A 19,385-nucleotide genomic window follows, 5' to 3' on the forward strand; every position below is an offset into this window, starting at 1 on the left:
GAACGGCTCGCTAGTTGATGAAGGTGCATCCTTGATCCTAAACAAGCGACACACTGAAGGCCAATATCGTTTAGTCTGGGGGTCGCCAGAGCCGTTCTTATTAATGCGTGGCGCTTAGGCGCCAAGCAAACGGTTAATTTCTCACGGTAATCACTGAGCACTTGGCGGCATGGCTAACTTTGTGTGAAACACTGCCGATCATGACACTCCCTAGGTCACTAAGCCCTCGACTGCCCATCACGATCGCATCAACGCTATTGGCCTTGGCTACGTCTAAAATTACTCTGGCGGGATCACCGCTAACCAATAGCCGTTCAACCTGGGGCGCACCTGCTTGAGTGGCAAAGACAGAGGCTTTTTCTAACAGTGTTTCACCTGCTTGTTCGCGCTCTGCTAAGGTCGACTCAGGATTTACCACGCCTAATCCCCAGACCATCGTAGTTTTGTAGCCGAGCACTTCAGGCACATGCAGCAAATATACTTTTGACAACCCTTCTTTTTTCAGCAAATGACAAGCAACGTCAACCGCTTGCTTGGCATGTTCAGAGCCATCGACCGGCACTAGAATTGAATCAAACATGACCTCACACTCCTTTATTTTTTATAAATAGATACAGGTTTTAAAACAGCAGCGGTCAGCCAATGCCTGTCGGGAAGCCACGCATCATGTGGTAGTATATTTGGCTAATAGACCGCATTAACGCCCCCTGCTTTCAGCGTGCCGATATCGCTCAACTAGAGATAGCAACACCCCATTTTGCCCACCACTGTTTCGGTACTAAGGCTCATTCTGGTCGTCAAACCACAACAAAACGACTATTGATTAAGTTATTGCCCATACCCAGGAGGTATCATGGAACTGCGCCACTTACGCTACTTTTGCGTCGTTGCTGAAGAGCTGAACCTCACCTGTGCCGCTGAACGCCTGCATATGTCGCAACCTCCTTTATCTCGCCAAATTAAACAGTTGGAACAAGAAGTTGGCACTGTGCTGTTTGAACGTAGCTCTCGGGGCTTACGCCTAACGCCCGCCGGTACTTTTTTCCAGCAACATGCACTGCAAATATTAGAAAAAGTAGAAGTTACTATCGACGCCACTCGGCGTATGGCGCGCAGCCAAAGAACACTCTTCGGTGTGGGCTTTGTTCCTTCTGTCTTTTATGGCCAACTGCCGATGCTAGTCCGTGACCTAAGAAAACGGGAAAATATCGAGCTATCGCTGGCAGAGATGACAACGGTCCAGCAAATCCAAGCACTTAAAGCAGGGCGTATTGATATTGGCTTTGGAAGGCTACGCATTGATGATCCTGATGTTGAGCAAGAGATCCTGTTTAACGAGCCTTTAATAGCAGCACTCCCAACAGGCCACCCGTTAGAGGGCACGTCACCTACTTGTGAAGAGCTCGCCAGCAACCCACTGATTATTTTTCCTGCTAAACCACGCCCTAGCATGGCAGACGTGGTGCTGGGTATCTTTCGTCGTCAGCGGTTAAAAATCGATGTGGTGCAAGAAGCCAATGAGCTGCAAACGGCGCTGAGCCTTGTGGCTTCGGGGATTGGTATTACCCTGGTGCCTGAACAAGTTAAACGGGTTCAACGTGAAGGTGTTTCCTACGTAACGCTTGCCGATAAGAGCATCACGACGCCTGTGGTATGTAGCCGTCGACGGGGCGACAAACCATCACCCATCATGGAAGAGGCAAACGCAATTCTAAAGGTGCTTGTGGACAATCGTCGCTCAGGGCGTTACCCCTAACGGACTAAACCTCATTAAACAAACCTCATTAGATAACCCTCATTAAATAAAGAGGTAGATTGAATCTCGCCCTGCAAACCCAATGTGTAAAAAAATCCCGCTTTGCGAAAGCAATAACGGGACAAGGAGAATATCGAGTAAAAGGGCTAAAAAAGAATAACAAATAAGAAGTGACCGAGTTTTAGCCTGTCTTTTCCAACACGTTGCGAGCGAAGATAAATTCAAAGTCTTTTGTTTCAAAAATCGCTGAAACAATGACACCTAACACCAGCGCCCAGAACGTGGCGCCAATGCCCAGAATTTGCAGGCCAGAAGCCGCAATCAGAAAGGCGAACAGCGCGCCTATTTCATGCTTTTTACCAGCAAAGGCAATCGACATTGAGGAGGTAATGACGCGCATCAGCGCAAGCCCAGCAATAATCGCGATAAAATAGCGCGGTGTCGCTTCCAGCAGGCTGACGACATAGCCGTAAAAGGGCGCTGCCACCACAAAGATAGCCGCCGCCACCACTGCCGCGACCCAGCGCTTATCATGGGTACCTGCCTCGGGGGACGAGCAGATTCCGGTCATTGGTGCGGCAATGCAGGTACTGTGCAGGTTAAAAAACGCCGATACCATGGTGCCAAAGCCACCCACGGCAGTAATGCCGTTGGCAGGCACCTCTTTGTAGCCCATTCCTTTCACCAAGCCCACGCCCGCAGGGGTTTCCATACCGACTAGAATAATCGCCAACGGCAGGCCATAAGTGAGAAAAGCACTTAGGGTGAAGTGGGGAACAATAAACTCCGGAAAACGGATCGTCGCTTCGATACCTGATAGGTCAACGCCTGTCGCTATCAGGTAAAGAATACCTGCGAGCATGGCCACGATCAGAGGGGGAATTTTACGAAATAGCCGTGCGGAAATGAAAAATGCCAGAATCATAATCGAGGCTGGCACTATCGCGTTCTCCAGCGGGCGTACCATATTGAGTCCAAAGCTCAGTAGCATACCTGCCACCATACCCATCACGATTGGCATGGGGATTAAGCGCATCACAATCCCCATCACCCCCGTTAGGCCCGCCACCAGCGCAATCGCCCCCGCAATTAGGCTGGCTCCTAACGCCGCTTCTAATCCCACCACGGGAATAACGGCGGCGAACATTAGCGCCCCTGGAATAGAGTTAGCCATTGGAATGGGCAGCCGATAATAAGCGGGCATCACCAAACCAAATAGCCCGTTGATCATCAGGTAACTGATCACCCAGATCATAATAAACGAAGAGTCTAGTCCAGCAGCAGTGCCCGCACTGATATGAACGACGCCAACGCTAAGGCCTAAAATACCGGCGACCAAACCGGTACTGGCATTATCAACATTCAGGTCGCGCAGGAAATCACGGGGCGCGTGCCTGAGGCTAACGCCTTTCTCTATATGTTTCACGGTGTACTCCAGGGTATTGTTATGATTAGCGTTGAAGTGACTATAGCGATAGATGGGTTATCCGAGATCACCACCTGCAACGGGTAATACGCTGCCGGTGATGTAGCTGGCGTCGTCAGACGCAAGGAATAAAATGGGGGCGACCATTTCATCCAACGTGCCATAACGACCCATTAGGCAACTCTGCTTGGTTTGATCAATGTGCGCTTGAAACCAAGCTTTTTCTGTCTCGCTGGTCGGCTCTGGTGTGCCCCGTGAAATACGCCGTGGTGGCGCTTCAGTGCCGCCAGGGGCTGTCGCAACGACGCGAATGCCATGCTCGGCGTACTCAAATGCCAGCGAAGCGGTCATTGCGTTAACCCCACCTTTCGCCGCCGAATAAGGAATGCGGTGAATACCACGGGTGGCAGCGGAGGAGACGTTAACAATCACGCCGCTACCCTGTGCCACCATCATGGGAAGCGCCGCCCGACAGCACCATAGCGTAGGCATTAAAGAGCGATTGATCTCGGCGGCTATTTGCTCGTCCGTAAATTCAGTGAACGGTTTAAAATTAATCGCACCGCCCACGTTATTGATTAAAATATCGATACGCCCAAACTGCTTATATGCCACCTGCATTGTTTGCTCAGCACCAGCCCATGTCTCTAGGTCCGTTTGCACACCAACGACCTGACGCCCCTGCCCGCTTAGCTGGTCGACAACTTCGTGAATGAGGTCAGCGCGGTCTACCAGAACCAAACGCGCGCCTTCCGCCGCAGCGCGCTCAGCAAGACGCCGCCCGATCCCTTGGGCTGCGCCAGTGATCACCATGACGCGATCTTGAAAGCGTAAACGGTTAAGACACTGGCTACTCATGCGCGCTCTCCCACTTGATTCGGAGTGAACTTCTCGTAGTGGAAGCTCTGCGGCGTAATACCTTCGGTATCAAAATGGTTAAGTACCGCATCCACCATGGGGGGCGGGCCGCAAAGGTAGACATCAATATCACCATCGTGCAGAACGCCCGCATCCATGTGGTGGGTGACATATCCCTTCCGCGGATGCTCGCTGGCGTCGTCAACCACGACCGTTGAGTAGCTAAAATTCGGCAACGCTTCCTTAAAGGCATCTAACGCATCGGTTTTCACTAGGTGATCATCTTTATTGACGCCGTAGACCATATGGATCGGTGCGTCGCACTCTTTTTGTACCAACTGCGCCAGCATCGATAAGAACGGTGCTAACCCAGTACCGCCTGCCAACATCAGCACCGGCCGGGTCACCTCGCGCAGGTAGAAACTACCCAGCGGGCCAGTCAGCTTAAGCCGATCACCCACCTTTGCCCGTTCGGTTAAGTAACCGCTCATCACCCCGTTAGGGATATTACGGATAAGGAAAGTGGCTCGTTTATCGCCAGGCAGTGAGCTAAATGAGTAAGAGCGATGCACCTCAGTGCCTGGCACATCAATATGGATATATTGTCCGGGTAGGAAGGTCAGACCGTCGGCGTTATCCAGATCAACGACAAGCTCAATGCTATCTTCAGAGAGCGACTCGACTGCTGCGACCGTGCCCTCAACGCTGCCTACCTGGGTTTTACACAGTGTCGAGGCCACCGGCACTTGGATAACGCAGTCTGATGAGGGCACCATTTGGCATGTTAGCACCTGTCCTTCAGCCACCTCCTCGTCCGAAAGTGCCTCTTCTAGGTACTCGTCACCCATGTCAAATTGGCCCTGTTCGCAATATCCCTTGCAGGTGCCACATACCCCGTCAGAGCAGTCCATCGGCAGGTTAACTTTTTGCCGATACGCAGCATCAAGAACGGTTTCCCCTTCTTTACAACCGATAAAACGGGTCACGCCGTCTTCAAAGTTGAGGGCAATGGTATAGCTCATGGTTGAATCTCCTCCCACATCAGGTCAAATGTGGTAAACGTCGATGACCTGCTGGATATAGTCGTTGTTCAGCTGTACGACTTTTCTTGTGATGAGCGGTGTTTCACCCGACACATCCAGGGTGTAAAACGCTGCCCCGAAAAAGCTGTCGGTGACTTTGTAGCGGTGGCTAAGCGTGTGCCAGTTAAAGCGCAGCTCCACCTTATCGCCCTCTTGGGAAAGTATTTCGAGGTTGCTAATTTGGTGGGTGGTGCGTGGCTCAGGTGTGCTTGCACCGCTACGCTCGGTCTTAATCCGATAAACCCGGTCTTCCAGCCCTTCACGATTGGCGTAGTAGATCAGTGAAATTTCACTGTGTGGGTCACGGGTCAACTGGTCGTCGTCATCCCAAGCGGGCATCCAAAACTCAGCGTCTTTGTGGTAGCAGGCCAACCATTCGTCCCACTCGCGGTCGTCCAGTAAACGGGCTTCGCGGTACAGGAAGGCTTGAAGGTCGTGATAGGTAATGCTCATAGTGGTTTCTCCCCTGGTCACTCGGCGCCTAGGTGTCTAAACACTTAGGCGGATGCGGTGGCAATGAACTGACTGCGCTCTTTATCAATTGCGCGCAACATTTCGTCGACCCAGTGTTTGTGGTGCAACACGTAGAGGCCTTCATCTTCGGGGGAAGCGCCACTCAGCAGTGGTTTCATATCGATTGCCTGGGCATTTTCGTCAGCCCCTTCAACCCACTGTTTCGCGCCGCGAGAGAGGTCATTCCATTCCGCTAACGCACCGTTGTAGCCTTCTTGGCAAGCGCGGAACTCTTCAAGATCATCCGGGGTGCCCATACCAGAGACGTTAAAGAAGTCTTCATACTGGCGGATACGCACGGCGCGGTTTTCAGCCGACTCGCCTTTAGGAGCGAAGCAGTAGATGGTGACTTCGGTTTTGTTAACGTCGATGGGTCGCAACACGCGAATTTGCGTGGAGAACTGATCCATCAGGTAGACGTTAGGGTAGAGACACAGGTTACGCGTTTGGTTAACGATGGAATCTGCACGGGCGTCGCCCAGCTGCTCCTGAATCCACTCTTTTTGCTGATAGACCGGGCGCACTTCAGGATTAAGCAGACGTGTCCACAGCATCATGTGGCCATTTTTGTAAGAGTAGAAACCGCCTTTACTCTTCGACCAGCCATCAGCGTCCACCGCTTTGGTGCCGCCTGCATCGTAGTTACGACGCTCCATGGTGGAGGCATAGTTCCAGTGCACTGAGCTTACGTGGTAGCCATCGGCACCGTTTTCAGCCTGGAGTTTCCAGTTTCCTGAATAGGTGTAAGAGGATGTGCCACGCAGAATTTCCAAGCCTTCCGGTGCTTGATCAACGATGTTATCGATAATCTTGGTGGTTTCGCCCAGATGTTGCTCAAGAGGCTGAACATCCGCACTCAAACTGCCGAACAGGAAGCCTTTGTAGTTTTCAAAGCGAGGCAGGCGTTTCAGGTCATGGGAGCCATCTTCTTTAAAAGAGTCGGGGTAGGCACCGACCTTCTCGTTTTTGGCTTTCAGTAACTTGCCGTCGTTCTTAAACGTCCAGCCGTGGAACGGGCAGGTAAAGGTGCCTTTGTTGCCGCGCTTGCGGCGACACAGCGTCGCGCCACGGTGAGCACAGGCATTAATCAGTCCATGTAGCTCGCCCTGTTTGTCACGGGTGATAATCACCGGCTGGCGGCCCATAGTGACGGTCATGTAGTCGCCCGGCTCAGCGATTTGGCTTTCGTGGGCCAAAAACAGCCAGTTGCCTTCAAAGATATGCTTTAGCTCGAGTTCAAAGAACTCAGGGTCAGTAAACATACTGCGATGGCAGCGAAAAACACCGTTCTCTGGTTCGTCTTGTACGGCACCGCGCACGCGGGCTTCGAGCTGATCAAGCTTCGTGGTCATGATCTCTCTCCTGGTAGTTATCGGTCTTATCGCAGCGGGCCTAGGGGCTGGCCCGCGTTCATCAGGATGGGGGGGTTATACCTTGGCAGTACCGGCCAACTGGCTGGCTTGATCAGCCTCGTTTTCTTTAGCGCGTGGGCGGGCGTGGCGTGTTTGCAGCTCAGCGGCGTCAGTCTTGTTGAGCTCAATATCGAACACAACTTCTGAGAACGGGCCGTCTAGCTCGCGCTGGGCGATGGTGTTTTTATCGTCGATCTTGTTCGCTGGAACGACTAGCTCTTCACGCGTGGCAAAAGCGAAATCATCAAAGGTGTAGGGGTCACCAGCGAGATTAATCTGGGTAGTCAGGTGCTGATGGCCCGGTGCAGAGACAAAGTAATGGATATGGGCAGGGCGCTCGCCATGACGACCGAGTGACTTCAACACGACATCCGTTGGGGCACCTTCAGGAACGCCATAACCAGAAGGGATAATGCTGCGCGCAGTGTAGCGGCCTTGCGCATCGGTATAGATGGTACGGCGCAGGTTGTACTCGCTCTGCGTCTCATCAAAGAAGGAGTAGCCGCCTTTGGAATTGGCGTGCCAGATTTCGACCTTAGCCCCCTTGACTGGCTGCCCGTCCACATCACGTACCTGGCCGGTTAACCACATGGTCTCGCCGTCGTTATCCTGGCCGTCGTCCATGCGCGCAAAGCCTTCTTCTTCTGGGGCGCCAGCCACGTAAAGCGGCCCTTCGATAGTGCGCGGTGTACCTCCAGTACGCTTGGCTTCAGCGTCGATGGCGTCTTGGCGCATATCAAGGAAGTGGTCAAATCCTAACCCAGGCGATAGCAAACCGAACTGTGTTTGGTTGCCCAAAGCGTTAAGCAGATTAACAGCAGCCCAGTACTCTTCTTCAGTGACGTTAAAATCGTCAATCAGCTTGAACAGATCGGACACCAAGCGATGAACAATCTGTTTGGCGCGATCATTGCCACCCGTTTGGTCGAAACCAGCAATGGTCTTTAAAAAGTTCTGTACGTCTGGTGTGTCAAAAATTTTCACGGTCATGGTGACATCCTCAGTTTGTTATAGGCTATTGTTTTATTAATAAGAACTGGCGTATTACTTGGGTAATCAGCGGTCGTCTTCACGTACTGAAGAGGGGTGACGACACAGCGGCTTGACGCTAATTTCCATATAAGGAAACAGCGGCAAATTGCTGATCAGTTCTTGCAGCTCGGCGTTGTCTTCAACATCAAAAATACTGATATTTGAGTAGCTACCCGCTACCCGCCACAGGTGGCGCCATTTGCCTTGGCGCTGTAGGTTTTGGGCATACGCCTTTTCAGTGGCCTTAATATCCGCTGCCTGCTCTGCTGGCATATCGGTCGGCAGCTTGACTGTCATCTCTACCTGAAACAGCATAAATTTCTCCTCTTCAGCCGCGCGCAGATGCCAACATCGACTGGCAAATTTTTACTTATGCGGCGTGTAGTTGCGACGGATAGTTGCGTGGCTTTAATCGGGTTACTGACGTGAGTAGTAAGCCAATTTCTCTTCATCCAAGGTGATGCCCAACCCTGGCCCTTGGGGCAACGTCACCCCAAACTCGGTGTAGTTAAGTGACTTAATGACAATGTCGTCTTTCAGCAGCAGCGGTCCGAACATTTCAGTGCCCCAGGTCATTTCTGGTAGCGTTGCCCAGGCATGTAGTGAAGCGGCCGTTCCAATGGTGCCCTCCAGCAAGGTGCCGCCGTATAAGCCAACGCCCGCGGCTTGCGCCACATGCGCCAGTTCCAACACACCATGGATTCCACCAGACTTGGCAATTTTTAACGCGAAGGCACCGCTGAACCCGCCGCTCACAAGATCGAGGCCGTCGCGGGCATCCTGCACGGCTTCATCTGCCAGCATCGGCACGTTAAAACGGTTCGCTAGGCGAATAAGCCCTGCATGTTCACGGGCAGGTATGGGCTGCTCAATTAACTCGATACCGGCATCCTGTAGCGCTTGAATGCCACGCACGGCGGTGGATTCGTCCCACGCTTGGTTTACGTCAACGCGTACACTGGCGCGATCACCTAATGCTTGTTTAATAGCTGCGACGTGACCTACGTCTTGGTCGAGTGAATTAGCACCAATTTTTAATTTAAAATCGCAGTGACGTCGCTGCTCTAAACGCAGCTGCGCTTCATCGATATCCTTGGCGGTATCGCCGCTGGCTAATGTCCACAGCACAGGCAAATGTTCCTGCCGAGCGCCGCCAAGCAATTCAGCAACGCTTAAGCCCAAACGTTTGCCTTGTGCATCCAGGAGTGCCGTTTCCAACGCTGATTTAGCAATCATGTTGCCGCGGGCATGTCGGTTCAGGCGGGAGCGCAGCTGGTGGATATTGCTAGATGACTGGCCGACAAGAAGCGGCGCCAAATAGATATCGATATTGCGCTTAATGCTTTCAGGGCTTTCCGGGCCGTAGGCCAGGCCACCAATGGTGGTGCCTTCACCAATTCCTTCGATACCATCGGAGTGGCGCATGCGCACAATCACCATGGTTTGGCAGGCCATAGTGGTCATTGAGAGCTTATGCGGACGAATCGTCGGCAAATCGACTAGCAGCGTCTCAATATGTTCGATGACAGTTGACATGGCAGCTCCAGCGTCTGGCGTTGTTTAACTAGGGGCAGTTTGGTGGCCGCCAGTTGTTAAAACCAATATTGTTTGAGTGCCTTGCCATACCGAGAAGGTATTGCTACCAGACGGCTAAATGCGCCTTTTTGTGCTGCTCAACGCTGTCTGTCTCGCTCTATGCGTGTGATAAAGCGCCACAGAGATAGACGTTTTTCAATGAGTTATCACCGTGCCGCTGAGCTAACCCTGCCAAAATAAAAAACGGCGCAGCGTTGCACTGTACCGTTGTCGGTGTTTGGCCTTTGACAATCCTATTACTAACGCCAGCCACGCCGGCTGCTGTCATCAGTACGCTGGAACCTGTCTCTTCTGTTGTCTGCTGTCAGCCGGTTGTTTTGCGACAAAAGCATAATGGTAGGCAGTCTTCGAGAACGTTGGGAGTAACCCATTTTCTACTTCTCCGCTTCTCCATTTCTCTAGTTCACCTTCTTTCCCTTGCTACTCTCTCCTCTCAAACCGTTCTAAATAGTAGAATGGTCTATGTACTTTTAATCAATTTTATTATTATGTTAGCCTGCTTACAATCTCTCTCGTCGTCCAACAGCGATGCATAGTCATCGCAAATTTAGAGACGTTTTATTTAACGTGAGGTTAAAAGTTATGAAGTTAATCAATACAGTAGCAGCCGCCGCCCTAATTCTATTCTCTGGTGCAGCACTTGCCGAACGCGGCTCTGGTGAAGACAATCAAATCGCTTACCCTGACTCGTCAGCACAGCATCAAACAGATGCCACGACGTTCACTGCCTCTGAATTACCGATTAGGAATTCGAAGTAAGTGGAGGGGTTCATTATTCACTGAACGCAAACAGTTGGCGGGCCAAAAGGCCCGCCAACTGTTTATATAGGCAACGTTTATATAGGCAATTTTTATATAAGAAATGTTTATATAAACAGCGTTGTTGCTAGATCGATAAAATTCTTGAGCACGGGAGGCTCTTCTCCCGAACGCCATGCAAGCCATAGCGGCATGTCACAGGATGATAGTTCCTCTAACTCAATAAAAACGATACCCGACATCGGGTGGCAACGACTGGCAGCGGGCACAATCGCTAACCCTAGCCCAGCGGCTACCATACTAAGAATAGTCAGGTTATCAGCCCCATACTGCACTACGAGCGGTTCAAAGTTTAAGCGTGCAAAGTGTGCGACCACCCGGTCGAAATAAACCGGTGAAATGCTGCGGTATCCCCATACAAACTCAGCGTCACAAAGCGCGGCTAAGCTTGCAGGCGGCGACTCTGCCCATGATGATGAGGCGGGCACCGCCAGAACCAAATGATCGTGCTGCAACAGCTGCGCATCAATACCCGACGGCATGTCATCATCAAGATAGAGAATACCGACGTCGAGGCTGCCCTGCTGCAGCCTATCTAGCTGCGGCCCAGAAAGCAGCGGAAAGACATCTAGCGCTACCTTTGGGTAACGTTCCCGATAGCCGCCCATTAACTTGGCAACTTCCGGCAGCCATAGGTGCGTAACGGTCACCCCAAGACTCAGCTTGCCGGTTTGCCCACTCCCCAGGGCCAAGAGCCGCGCTTTAATATCTGAGCGCTCATCAAGTAACCGCGTGGCTTCGCTATACAGCGCCTTCCCCGCTACGGTTAAGTGAATACCACGGGCATGGCGATCTAACAGTTGTGTGCCAACACTCTCTTCTAGCAGGCGCATCTGCCGAGTTAACGCCGGTTGGGCGATATGCACGCGTCGACTAGCCGCCGATATCGAACCCGTTTCTACTACCGCGATAAAGTACTCCAGCTGACGAAACTCCATCGGCGCACTAAGACCTCAGTTAACCCTTTGAATAATTAGGCAAGACCCGCGTGTCTTAACCTTTTCCCAATAGCTTCTTAAAAAGCCATATCAATATGATATAGCCAGTATCTAAAATCTATATTTCTGGTATTGGTATTCTTATTTCATAGTGAACGGACAATCCATAACAAGACTCGTATGACGAGCAGGATATCCCATGAACAAAACCTACCACCTTCTTATTGGACTGCACTTTACTCTGTGCACCCTAGCAATGATTTGGCCTGGCGCATTAATCGCCAACCGTATCGAACCTACCGTGCTCGGCCTGCCCTTTCTGTTCTTCTGGTACATTTTATGGATGCTGGTGCTGTTTATCGGCATGTGGATTGCCTTCGTGATTCGCCACGGAGGTAGCCGCCATGAATGATTCACTAATTGTGGTTGGCATTACCCTCACCTATCTTGCCCTGGTACTTTGGGTTGGGCTACGTGCCCGAGGCCAACAAAACTCTAGTTTGGAAGGTTATGTGGCCGGTGGCCGTCATGTAGGCGTGGTCATACTGTTCTTTATTTTGGGAGCGGAAATTTTTTCTGCCTTTGCGTTTCTTGGCGCACCGGGCTGGGCTTACAAGCATGGTGCTCCCGGCTTCTATATTCTTGCCTACCTGTCGCTAGTGCCCATCACCATTTGGGCCATGGGGCCACGTGTGGCCAAACTAGGCCGCGAGCGCGGCTATCTCACCCAGGGCGATATGATTGCCGATCACTACCAAAGCAAATCGCTTGGCTTGCTGGCCGGGGTGATTGGTGTATTGGCCTTGGTGCCCTACCTGACGATTCAGATTGCCGGTGCCGGACTGCTGTTTCAGGCAGCAACCGACGGGCTGATCCCATTCTGGCTAGGCGCACTCCTCGCCTTTGTGGTCGTCGCTACCTATGTTTTTTGCAGCGGGCTAAACGGTATTGGTTGGACCAACCTGATCCAGGGCATCATGATGATCGCGATTGCCTGGTTCTTGGGGCTTAGCATCTCTGAACGCATTTACGGCGGCGTAGGCGAAATGTTCAGCCAAATCCAGCTGACCATGCCTGAATATCTGACGATGCCAGGCGCTACCGGCATGAACTGGGGCTATTTCAGCACCGCTGTATTGGTCAGCGCGTTTGGCGGTGCCATGTGGCCACACCTGTTTATGAAGTTCTACTCTGCTGATAGTGGCAGAACGCTGCGCAAGGTCAGTGTTTTCTACCCGCTTTACGCCTATCTGCTGGTACCTCTGCTATTTATAGGCTTTGCAGGCATTCTGGCCTTCGCCGACTCACCTTTAGAGCGTTCCGATACGGTACTGCTGCGTATGGTGATGGATGTAGCCAACTTCTCACCTTGGGTGATCGGCCTAATGCTTTCTGGCGCGCTGGCTGCAGCCATGTCGACCGGTTCCAACTTAGCGCATACCGCCGCAGTAGTGTTAGTGCGTGATGTAGTCGGCCCGACCGTCATGAAAGGGGCTAGCGAAAAAGCGATGGTCAGCGCTACTCGTTGGAGCGTTCTTGGTCTATCACTCATTGCTTACCTATGCGCACTTGCCAACCCTTCATCGTTAGTACTGCTCTTGTTGGGTGCCTATGGCCTTATCGTGCAGCTTTTCCCTATGGTGCTTGGCGCGCTGTTTTTACCACAGCTACGTCGCAACAGTGTCATGGCAGGCGCGCTAGTGGGCAGCATTGCTTACCTGCTGATGGATTTTGTTTGGAGCTCTCCCCTCAATTGGCACGCGGGCGTTTGGGCAATGTTGCTTAATATCGCCGTCGTTGGGGTATGTCAGTGGCTCATTAAACCAGCCGTACCACCGGTAATTGCCGCCCAGCCTAGTGCTTCAACAACCTCAACTAATGCCCATTAAGTGCCTGGAGAACAGCATGACCACTCAGCTTGACTGTTTTACGTTCAAAAGCGCTATCCATACCCAGCTAGCAGCAACCATAGAGGATGTTAAAGCGCTTTATCGACAGCTGCACCAACACCCAGAACTGCCTTTCCAGGAGCACAACACCAGTGCGCAACTCGCGAAAGCTCTGGAAAGCCTTGGCTATCACGTGACTCGCAACGTGGGCGGTACTGGCGTGGTGGCACTGCTCAGGAATGGCGAAGGCCCAACGGTCATGCTGCGCGGTGATATGGACGCGCTTCCAATCAAAGAAGAAACCGGGCTGGCGTTTGCCAGCCAGGTCACCGCCGTTACGGAAAATGGCGCAGAAGTGCCGCTAATGCATGCCTGCGGACACGATCTACACAGCAGCTGCATTGTCGGCACAGCCGCTGTAATGGCAGGTCTGAAGGAGCACTGGTCAGGTACGTTGATGCTGATTTGCCAGCCCGCCGAGGAAATTTTTGGCGGCGCTAAAGCGATGCTTGAAGATGGGCTTTATACGCGCTTCCCCCGGCCAGATATCATTCTAGGCCAGCACAATATGCCTGCCCTTGCGGGCACCGTTGGCCATATCTCTGGTAGCGCCATGGCGGCGTGTACCAACTTAGCGGTTACTATTCACGGCGCAGGCGGACATGGTTCCATGCCCGCCCAAACGGTAGACCCTGTGGTGATTGCAGCCCATGTCGTTACTCGCCTACAGAGTATTGTCTCCCGAGAAGTGCCACCGGAAGAAACCGTGGTGGTCACCGTTGGTAAGCTCCATGCAGGCACTCAGGCTAATATCATCCCGCACATTGCTGAGCTTGAGATCAATATTAGAAGCTTTGATAACGCACTGCACCGTCAGGTAGTGGCATCTATTGAGCGTATTATCCGCGCTGAGTGTGAGGCAGGCCGCACGCCTAAACCGCCAACCTTCCAAGTGCTCAACGAGACCATCGCTCTGCACAACGACCCGATGGCCGTTGAGCATGTGCGCCACGCCCACGCTGAGCATTTTGGTGTTGCTAATCTTTACGCTATGCCACGCCTTAATGGCAGTGAAGATTTCCCGCTGTTCGGCAACGCACAAGCAGGCGGTTTTAGCGGCGATGACATTCCCTATGTGTATTGGTTTATCGGTGCCACGCCTGCAGAGCGCTGGGCCAACACGCCAGGCGAAAATGTCTCACAGAAAATGCGCCATCTTGAGATGCCACACTCCCCCTACTACTTTCCTGGCAATGACGTAACGCTACGCACCGGCATTGAAGCGATGACAACCGGCGCGCTGGCTTATTTGTCCTAGAGCTAGTTGTCCTAGCGCTATTTTCCTAAACGTCGTCGCGGTAGTGGCAATGCCACTACCGCGATGGACGCTTGAGACAAGCAGCTAAGACGATTTTTTAATACGATTGTTTCAATCCAAGAATATCGCGCGCCTGCTGCCAAGTGGCCACTGGGCGCTGATACTTTTCACACAACGCGACAGTCCGTTCGACCAACGCTGCATTAGAGAGGGCTAGCGTATCGCGATCAAGACGCACATTGTCTTCAAGGCCTGTGCGAGTGTGCCCACCGGCAGCAATCGCCCACTCATTAACGACGTATTGATTAGCGCCGATACCTGCCCCACACCACTGGGCATCCGGTGCTAAGCGTTTGAGCGTTTCAATATAAAAATCAAACGTAGGCTTGTCCGCTGGCATGGAGTTTTTAACCCCCATTACAAACTGAACATAGAGCGGAGACGTAATGCTGCCTTGCTCTGCAAGTGCCACCGCCTGATGAATATGGGATAAATCGAACGCCTCGATTTCCGGCTTAACTGCGTAGGTGCGCATCTCGTCAGCGAGCCACTGCACCAGCTGTGGTGGGTTTTCATAGACACGTGTAGGGAAGTTATTCGACCCCACTGAGAGACTGGCCATATCCGGTGCCAATGGCAGCATGCCACCACGGGCTTCTCCTGCGCCAGAGCGCCCACCAGTGGAAAGCTGAATAATCATGCCAGGGCAATGCTGTTTAAGCCCTTCCATCAGGCGGCCAAATTTCTCAGGGTCTGAGGAGGGTGTTTGATCATCGTTACGCACATGGCAGTGGGCAATGCTTGCGCCAGCCTCGAAGGCTGCCTGAGTGCTTTCAATCTGCTCTGCAACGGTGATCGGCACTGCCGGGTTATCCTCTTTACGAGGTAAGCTGCCGGTGATGGCGACGCAGATAATACAGGGGTTAGACATGAGCCCCTCCTTGCTGAATCGGTAGCTGAGCGCTGACGCCGCTCGTTAACCGGAAAGGTTAGTGAGAAACAGCGTGAGCGTGCGCCGTAAGCAGTGCCAGCAGCTTTTCCGCCAGCAGCGCCGGTGCCTCGACTGAGGGCACGTGACCGACGCCCTCAAGAATGGTTAGCGCTGCACCATCGAGTTCGGCCGATAGTGCTTCCAGCGTTGTTGGTGGCGTCGCCATATCTTCGCTGCCGCCAAGTAACTGCACCTTCACGCTCTTGCCGGTTTTTTTGCCGGTCAGCTTTCCGCAAAATGTATCGCGGCCCAGCATTTCACACAGCTGTGCGTAGGACTCATCGTCGCCACGGCCCATTTGTACGCACCATCCTGCTTTCAGCGCCGGGCTTGCCTCAAACGCCGCGGGGGCAAACCAACGCGGCACAATTTCTTGAGCCATCGCCGCCAGGCCCTCATGACGAACCCTATCCGCGCGGGTGTTCCACAAATCTGCGTTGCCAATCACTGCGCCAGTATTGGTCAGCGTGATGGTCAACAAACGATCGCTGTGTTCAGCGATTAGCTGTTGACCCACCACGCCACCAATAGACGTGCCAACAAAGTGGAACTGCTCAGCGCCTGCCAATGCCACCAACGCCAACGCCTCAGCGGCGAGATCAGCGGGCGAAAGTTGCTTACCGCTAACCGCCTGACTGGCCCCATGGCCGGGTAAATCCCAGGTTAAAACACGGTAGCGCGGCAGCAGTGCGGGGATAATGTCGTCCCACACGGCTTGGCTCATCCCTAACGGATGTGCCAATACCACCAGTGGCTTCATTTCATCGCCAAGCAGCCGATAGGCGACGCTGCGATCATTCATCATTTGAAATGCCATACGGCCTCCGTTAAACGCGCTCAATCAACGTGGCAATACCTTGCCCAACACCCACACACATGGTGCACAGCGCATAGCATTTACCTGTATTTTGAAGCTCGTGGGCGGCGGTCATTAGTAGCCGAGCGCCCGACATTCCCAAAGGGTGGCCCAATGCAATGGCACCGCCGTTTGGATTCACCCGCGGGTCATCGTCGTTAAGCCCAAGATCGCGCATGCAAGCAAGCGCCTGAGCGGCAAACGCCTCGTTAAACTCGAACACATCGATCTCGTCTATCGTGATTCCCGTACGCTTGAGCAACTTCTGTACGGCGGGCACTGGGCCGTAACCCATAATCCGCGGTTCAACCCCTGCCGTGGCCATACCGATAATTTTGGCCATCGGCGTCAGGCCGTGCTGTTTTACTGCCGCTTGGCTTGCCACCAGCATCGCCGCTGCGCCGTCGTTAACGCCGGAGGCATTGCCTGCGGTCACGCTGCCGCCATCACGAAAGGGTGTCGGTAAAGCCGCCAATTTTGCCAAGGTAGTTTCCCGCAGGTGCTCATCCTGATCGAAGATCAGCGGTGCCTGCTTGCGGCGGGGAATGTCAATGGCGGTGATCTCTTGCGCGAAACGGCCCGCTTGCTGGGCACTCGCCGCTTTCTGCTGGGAACGCAGTGCGAAAATATCCTGGTCTTTCCGCGAGATACTGAATTGCTCGGCGACGTTTTCCGCCGTTTCTGGCATTGAATCAACGCCGTAAGCTTTTTTCATTAGCGGGTTTATAAAGCGCCAGCCAATGGTGGTGTCTTCAATTTTTTGGCCGCGCGCGAAAGCGCTGTCGGCCTTGCCCATCACGTAAGGAGCCCGAGACATAGACTCGACACCACCGGCCAAGGCCAGCTCCATTTCGCCCGCTTTAATGGCGCGAAACGCCGTACCAACGGCATCCATGCCTGAGCCACACAGGCGGTTTATGGTCGTGCCAGGTACGGAGGTCGGGATGCCCGCCAGCAGCGACGACATGCGTGCCACGTTGCGATTATCCTCCCCCGCCTGATTGGCACAGCCCATAAATACTTCATCAATGGCGGCAGGATCGAGATCCGGCGCTTGTGCCAACACCGCTTTAAAGATCGTCGCGGCCACATCATCGGGCCGCATGCTGGCCAAGGTGCCACCGAAGCGGCCAATGGCGGTGCGGCGCGGGTGGCATAAATAGACATCACTCATACAAAGCTCCTTATTCGCCCGCGTGGGCCCGCTCGGTGCGTGCTTTCAGTTCGCGCAATATGTCAAGCTCGTTGGCGTTCGGTTCCGGCGTGCTTTCCAGCTGTTCAGCAAAGCGAATATCCCAGCCGGTCGCATCGATCACTTGTTCACGAGTGACGCCAGGATGCAGCGACACCACCACCAGCTCTTTGGTATCTGGGTCGGGCTTCATCACGCACAGGTCGGTAATGACCCGTGTGGGGCCTTTACCAATATTAGGAACGTTGTCGCGCCCCTTGCCGTCACGGCCAAACCCGAGTGTGGTGACGAAGTCGACATCTTTCACAAAAGCACGCTTGGAGTGCTTGAGAGTAATAAAGACTTCACCGGCATTAGTGGCAATTTCAGGCGCACCGCCGCCGCCTGGCAGGCGAACCTTGGGCGCTTTGTAATCGCCAATCAGCGTAGTGTTGAGGTTGGCAAAACGGTCAATTTGCGCGGTGCCTAAAAAGCCCACATTGACTTTCCCACCCTGCAGCCAATAGCGGAACATTTCCGGTACGGCCACCGTGGTTAGCGCTGATTCGCACAGCTCGCCGTCACCAATCGAGAGCGGCAGAATGTCAGGCTTGGTTTGCAGGGTGCCAGACTCATAAATCAACACTACCTCAGGCGCATGCGTTAAGCGCGCCAGGTTAGCGGCTTCAGAAGGAAGACCAATACCCACAAAGCAGGTCATGCCATTTTCCAACGCACGGGCTGCCGTCACGGTCATCATTTCAGAAGAGGTGTAACTCATCAGGCTTGGCCTCCCGCAGGGTTGTTGTCAGCACGGTATACGTTGTCGTCGAGCCACTGGGTGAACGTATCGCGATCACGCGCAATGGCATCCCACTCTTTATAGAAGCGGTTACTGCGACCGTAGTAGCCATGGGTATACGAAGGCAGCGCGCCCTTTTCTGCCACGGCAACGGCACTAATCGCCCAGCCAGGAATCACGCAGGCATTGGGGTGGGCGTTCAGGTCATCGACAATTTCTTCCACGGTGACAATGCTGTGCTTAGCAGCCAGCACCGCCTCTTTCTGTACGCCCACAATACCTTCCACCAGCACATTACCCTGACGATCTGCCCGCTGGGCGTGAATGATCGACACATCTGGCCGCACCGAGGGCACTGCCGCTAGGCGTTCGCCGGTAAACGGGCACTCAATAAATTTGATTTGATCATTCACGCTCGGCAGCTCGCTACCCACATAGCCACGCAACACAGCCAGGGGCAGGCCAGCGGCCCCGGCTTCAAACGCGCAGGCCATCGCCGCATGGCTGTGCTCTAAAATTTCAATTTTTTGCGGCCAGCCTTTCTCAACCGCATCACGCAGGCGGTGAAGTGAGCCAACCCCTGGGTTACCACCCCAGGAAAAAATCACTTTCTTAGCGCAGCCCGCGCCGATCAACTGGTCATAAATGATATCGGGGGTCATGCGGATCAGCGTTAGGTCGCGCTTTTTCTGGCGAATAACTTCGTGACCCGCGGCAAACGGAATCAGGTGGGTAAAGCCTTCCATGGCAACGGTAGCGCCGTCGTCGACGTAGCGTGCTACCGCGTCATGCAAGCTGAGAAACTCGGCCATGATAGGTGCCTCTTCGTTGATAATTGCCTTTTTGAAGGCTTTTATTCGCATAACGAACATATATTCTCTTTGCGAACAAATTAATCCTCAAGCGCCCACAAGTCAACTCCGATT

20 protein-coding genes are annotated in these 19,385 nt (G+C 53.3%); 5 read left to right on the forward strand and 15 right to left on the reverse strand.

Translation table 11 applies throughout. The features are described 5' to 3' along the window. Nucleotides 1–133 precede the first annotated feature (133 nt). Nucleotides 134–580 (reverse strand): universal stress protein, encoded by a 447-nt coding sequence (locus tag K1Y77_RS14490; protein WP_264017549.1) that lies wholly within the window; start codon nucleotides 578–580, stop codon nucleotides 134–136. A gap of 273 nt (nucleotides 581–853) precedes the next feature. Between K1Y77_RS14490 and K1Y77_RS14495 the strand changes: the two genes are divergently transcribed. Further along, nucleotides 854–1,756 carry a LysR family transcriptional regulator gene (locus K1Y77_RS14495; protein ID WP_264017548.1) on the forward strand — a complete coding sequence of 301 codons (903 nt, stop codon included), beginning with the start codon at nucleotides 854–856 and terminating at the stop codon, nucleotides 1,754–1,756. Nucleotides 1,757–1,937: 181 nt separating this feature from the next. Here K1Y77_RS14495 and K1Y77_RS14500 read toward each other — a convergent pair whose 3' ends face one another. From K1Y77_RS14500 to K1Y77_RS14535, 8 genes are all read right to left on the reverse strand, one after another. Next, a complete protein-coding gene (locus K1Y77_RS14500) occupies nucleotides 1,938–3,182 on the reverse strand; it encodes a benzoate/H(+) symporter BenE family transporter (RefSeq protein WP_264017546.1) in 1,245 nt (414 codons plus the stop codon). Nucleotides 3,183–3,239: 57 nt separating this feature from the next. Beyond that, nucleotides 3,240–4,040 carry a benzoate diol dehydrogenase BenD gene (benD, locus tag K1Y77_RS14505; RefSeq protein WP_264429173.1) on the reverse strand — a complete coding sequence of 267 codons (801 nt, stop codon included), beginning with the start codon at nucleotides 4,038–4,040 and terminating at the stop codon, nucleotides 3,240–3,242. Continuing rightward, a complete protein-coding gene (gene benC / locus K1Y77_RS14510; protein ID WP_264429175.1) occupies nucleotides 4,037–5,062 on the reverse strand; it encodes a benzoate 1,2-dioxygenase electron transfer component BenC in 1,026 nt (341 codons plus the stop codon). The genes benD and benC overlap by 4 nt, the downstream gene beginning before the upstream one ends. 24 nt (nucleotides 5,063–5,086) lie before the next feature. Continuing rightward, nucleotides 5,087–5,575, reverse strand: coding sequence for a benzoate 1,2-dioxygenase small subunit (gene benB, locus K1Y77_RS14515; protein ID WP_030070748.1), 489 nt, complete (start codon nucleotides 5,573–5,575; stop codon nucleotides 5,087–5,089). Nucleotides 5,576–5,619: 44 nt separating this feature from the next. Next, nucleotides 5,620–6,987: a Rieske 2Fe-2S domain-containing protein gene (locus K1Y77_RS14520; RefSeq protein ID WP_264429177.1), complete on the reverse strand. Its 1,368-nt coding sequence runs from the start codon at nucleotides 6,985–6,987 to the stop codon at nucleotides 5,620–5,622. A gap of 75 nt (nucleotides 6,988–7,062) precedes the next feature. Beyond that, nucleotides 7,063–8,037, reverse strand: a complete 975-nt coding sequence (gene catA, locus K1Y77_RS14525) for a catechol 1,2-dioxygenase (RefSeq protein WP_264429179.1) — start codon at nucleotides 8,035–8,037, stop codon at nucleotides 7,063–7,065. A gap of 66 nt (nucleotides 8,038–8,103) precedes the next feature. Then, nucleotides 8,104–8,394: a muconolactone Delta-isomerase gene (catC, locus tag K1Y77_RS14530; protein WP_030070755.1), complete on the reverse strand. Its 291-nt coding sequence runs from the start codon at nucleotides 8,392–8,394 to the stop codon at nucleotides 8,104–8,106. 102 nt (nucleotides 8,395–8,496) lie between these two features. Continuing rightward, nucleotides 8,497–9,615, reverse strand: a complete 1,119-nt coding sequence (locus K1Y77_RS14535; protein ID WP_264017540.1) for a muconate/chloromuconate family cycloisomerase — start codon at nucleotides 9,613–9,615, stop codon at nucleotides 8,497–8,499. 642 nt (nucleotides 9,616–10,257) lie between these two features. Between K1Y77_RS14535 and K1Y77_RS14540 the strand changes: the two genes are divergently transcribed. Then, a complete protein-coding gene (locus tag K1Y77_RS14540; protein WP_198023697.1) occupies nucleotides 10,258–10,434 on the forward strand; it encodes a hypothetical protein in 177 nt (58 codons plus the stop codon). A gap of 107 nt (nucleotides 10,435–10,541) precedes the next feature. Here K1Y77_RS14540 and K1Y77_RS14545 read toward each other — a convergent pair whose 3' ends face one another. After that, the gene (locus K1Y77_RS14545; RefSeq protein ID WP_264017539.1) at nucleotides 10,542–11,432 is read right to left on the reverse strand and encodes a LysR family transcriptional regulator; all 891 of its coding nucleotides are present in this window, start codon (nucleotides 11,430–11,432) and stop codon (nucleotides 10,542–10,544) included. A gap of 199 nt (nucleotides 11,433–11,631) precedes the next feature. Between K1Y77_RS14545 and K1Y77_RS14550 the strand changes: the two genes are divergently transcribed. The 3 genes from K1Y77_RS14550 to K1Y77_RS14560 are packed head-to-tail and all read left to right on the forward strand — an operon-like array spanning nucleotide 11,632 to nucleotide 14,639. Further along, nucleotides 11,632–11,844, forward strand: a complete 213-nt coding sequence (locus K1Y77_RS14550; RefSeq protein ID WP_030070761.1) for a hypothetical protein — start codon at nucleotides 11,632–11,634, stop codon at nucleotides 11,842–11,844. Further along, nucleotides 11,837–13,321 carry a sodium:solute symporter family protein gene (locus tag K1Y77_RS14555; RefSeq protein WP_264017538.1) on the forward strand — a complete coding sequence of 495 codons (1,485 nt, stop codon included), beginning with the start codon at nucleotides 11,837–11,839 and terminating at the stop codon, nucleotides 13,319–13,321. The genes K1Y77_RS14550 and K1Y77_RS14555 overlap by 8 nt, the downstream gene beginning before the upstream one ends. 16 nt (nucleotides 13,322–13,337) lie before the next feature. Then, entirely contained in the window at nucleotides 13,338–14,639 is a 1,302-nt protein-coding gene (locus tag K1Y77_RS14560; protein ID WP_264429183.1) for an amidohydrolase, read from the forward strand. A gap of 97 nt (nucleotides 14,640–14,736) precedes the next feature. Here the strand turns inward: K1Y77_RS14560 and K1Y77_RS14565 are convergent, their stop codons facing one another. From K1Y77_RS14565 to K1Y77_RS14585, 5 genes are read right to left on the reverse strand one after another with little or no spacing between them, the layout of a single operon-like run. Further along, nucleotides 14,737–15,570 carry a BKACE family enzyme gene (locus K1Y77_RS14565; protein WP_264429185.1) on the reverse strand — a complete coding sequence of 278 codons (834 nt, stop codon included), beginning with the start codon at nucleotides 15,568–15,570 and terminating at the stop codon, nucleotides 14,737–14,739. Nucleotides 15,571–15,628: 58 nt separating this feature from the next. After that, on the reverse strand, nucleotides 15,629–16,447 hold the full coding sequence (locus K1Y77_RS14570) for an alpha/beta fold hydrolase (protein ID WP_264429187.1): 819 nt from the start codon (nucleotides 16,445–16,447) through the stop codon (nucleotides 15,629–15,631). Nucleotides 16,448–16,457: 10 nt separating this feature from the next. Further along, the gene (gene pcaF / locus K1Y77_RS14575; protein ID WP_264429189.1) at nucleotides 16,458–17,660 is read right to left on the reverse strand and encodes a 3-oxoadipyl-CoA thiolase; all 1,203 of its coding nucleotides are present in this window, start codon (nucleotides 17,658–17,660) and stop codon (nucleotides 16,458–16,460) included. Nucleotides 17,661–17,670: 10 nt separating this feature from the next. After that, nucleotides 17,671–18,438 carry a CoA-transferase subunit beta gene (locus K1Y77_RS14580; protein WP_030070775.1) on the reverse strand — a complete coding sequence of 256 codons (768 nt, stop codon included), beginning with the start codon at nucleotides 18,436–18,438 and terminating at the stop codon, nucleotides 17,671–17,673. After that, the gene (locus K1Y77_RS14585) at nucleotides 18,438–19,271 is read right to left on the reverse strand and encodes a CoA transferase subunit A (protein WP_264431510.1); all 834 of its coding nucleotides are present in this window, start codon (nucleotides 19,269–19,271) and stop codon (nucleotides 18,438–18,440) included. Before K1Y77_RS14585 ends, K1Y77_RS14580 begins: the two co-directional genes overlap by 1 nt. Nucleotides 19,272–19,385 lie beyond the last annotated feature (114 nt).

Origin of the sequence: Halomonas qaidamensis (assembly GCF_025917315.1) — a bacterium.
Taxonomy (GTDB): Bacteria; Pseudomonadota; Gammaproteobacteria; order Pseudomonadales; family Halomonadaceae; genus Vreelandella; species Vreelandella qaidamensis.

Bases quoted from the DNA above. Each gene is read 5' to 3' on its own strand.
- K1Y77_RS14585 (WP_264431510.1), bottom strand. From the start codon at position 19,271: ATGGCCGAGTTTCTCAGCTTGCATGACGCGGTAGCACGCTACGTCGAC.
- K1Y77_RS14550 (WP_030070761.1), top strand. From the start codon at position 11,632: ATGAACAAAACCTACCACCTTCTTATTGGACTGCACTTTACTCTGTGC.
- K1Y77_RS14535 (WP_264017540.1), bottom strand. From the start codon at position 9,615: ATGTCAACTGTCATCGAACATATTGAGACGCTGCTAGTCGATTTGCCG.
- benC (WP_264429175.1), bottom strand. From the start codon at position 5,062: ATGAGCTATACCATTGCCCTCAACTTTGAAGACGGCGTGACCCGTTTT.
- pcaF (WP_264429189.1), bottom strand. From the start codon at position 17,660: ATGAGTGATGTCTATTTATGCCACCCGCGCCGCACCGCCATTGGCCGC.
- K1Y77_RS14540 (WP_198023697.1), top strand. From the start codon at position 10,258: ATGAAGTTAATCAATACAGTAGCAGCCGCCGCCCTAATTCTATTCTCT.
- K1Y77_RS14570 (WP_264429187.1), bottom strand. From the start codon at position 16,447: ATGGCATTTCAAATGATGAATGATCGCAGCGTCGCCTATCGGCTGCTT.
- K1Y77_RS14490 (WP_264017549.1), bottom strand. From the start codon at position 580: ATGTTTGATTCAATTCTAGTGCCGGTCGATGGCTCTGAACATGCCAAG.
- benB (WP_030070748.1), bottom strand. From the start codon at position 5,575: ATGAGCATTACCTATCACGACCTTCAAGCCTTCCTGTACCGCGAAGCC.
- catC (WP_030070755.1), bottom strand. From the start codon at position 8,394: ATGCTGTTTCAGGTAGAGATGACAGTCAAGCTGCCGACCGATATGCCA.
- K1Y77_RS14545 (WP_264017539.1), bottom strand. From the start codon at position 11,432: ATGGAGTTTCGTCAGCTGGAGTACTTTATCGCGGTAGTAGAAACGGGT.
- K1Y77_RS14555 (WP_264017538.1), top strand. From the start codon at position 11,837: ATGAATGATTCACTAATTGTGGTTGGCATTACCCTCACCTATCTTGCC.
- K1Y77_RS14560 (WP_264429183.1), top strand. From the start codon at position 13,338: ATGACCACTCAGCTTGACTGTTTTACGTTCAAAAGCGCTATCCATACC.
- K1Y77_RS14565 (WP_264429185.1), bottom strand. From the start codon at position 15,570: ATGTCTAACCCCTGTATTATCTGCGTCGCCATCACCGGCAGCTTACCT.
- benD (WP_264429173.1), bottom strand. From the start codon at position 4,040: ATGAGTAGCCAGTGTCTTAACCGTTTACGCTTTCAAGATCGCGTCATG.
- catA (WP_264429179.1), bottom strand. From the start codon at position 8,037: ATGACCGTGAAAATTTTTGACACACCAGACGTACAGAACTTTTTAAAG.
- K1Y77_RS14580 (WP_030070775.1), bottom strand. From the start codon at position 18,438: ATGAGTTACACCTCTTCTGAAATGATGACCGTGACGGCAGCCCGTGCG.
- K1Y77_RS14520 (WP_264429177.1), bottom strand. From the start codon at position 6,987: ATGACCACGAAGCTTGATCAGCTCGAAGCCCGCGTGCGCGGTGCCGTA.
- K1Y77_RS14495 (WP_264017548.1), top strand. From the start codon at position 854: ATGGAACTGCGCCACTTACGCTACTTTTGCGTCGTTGCTGAAGAGCTG.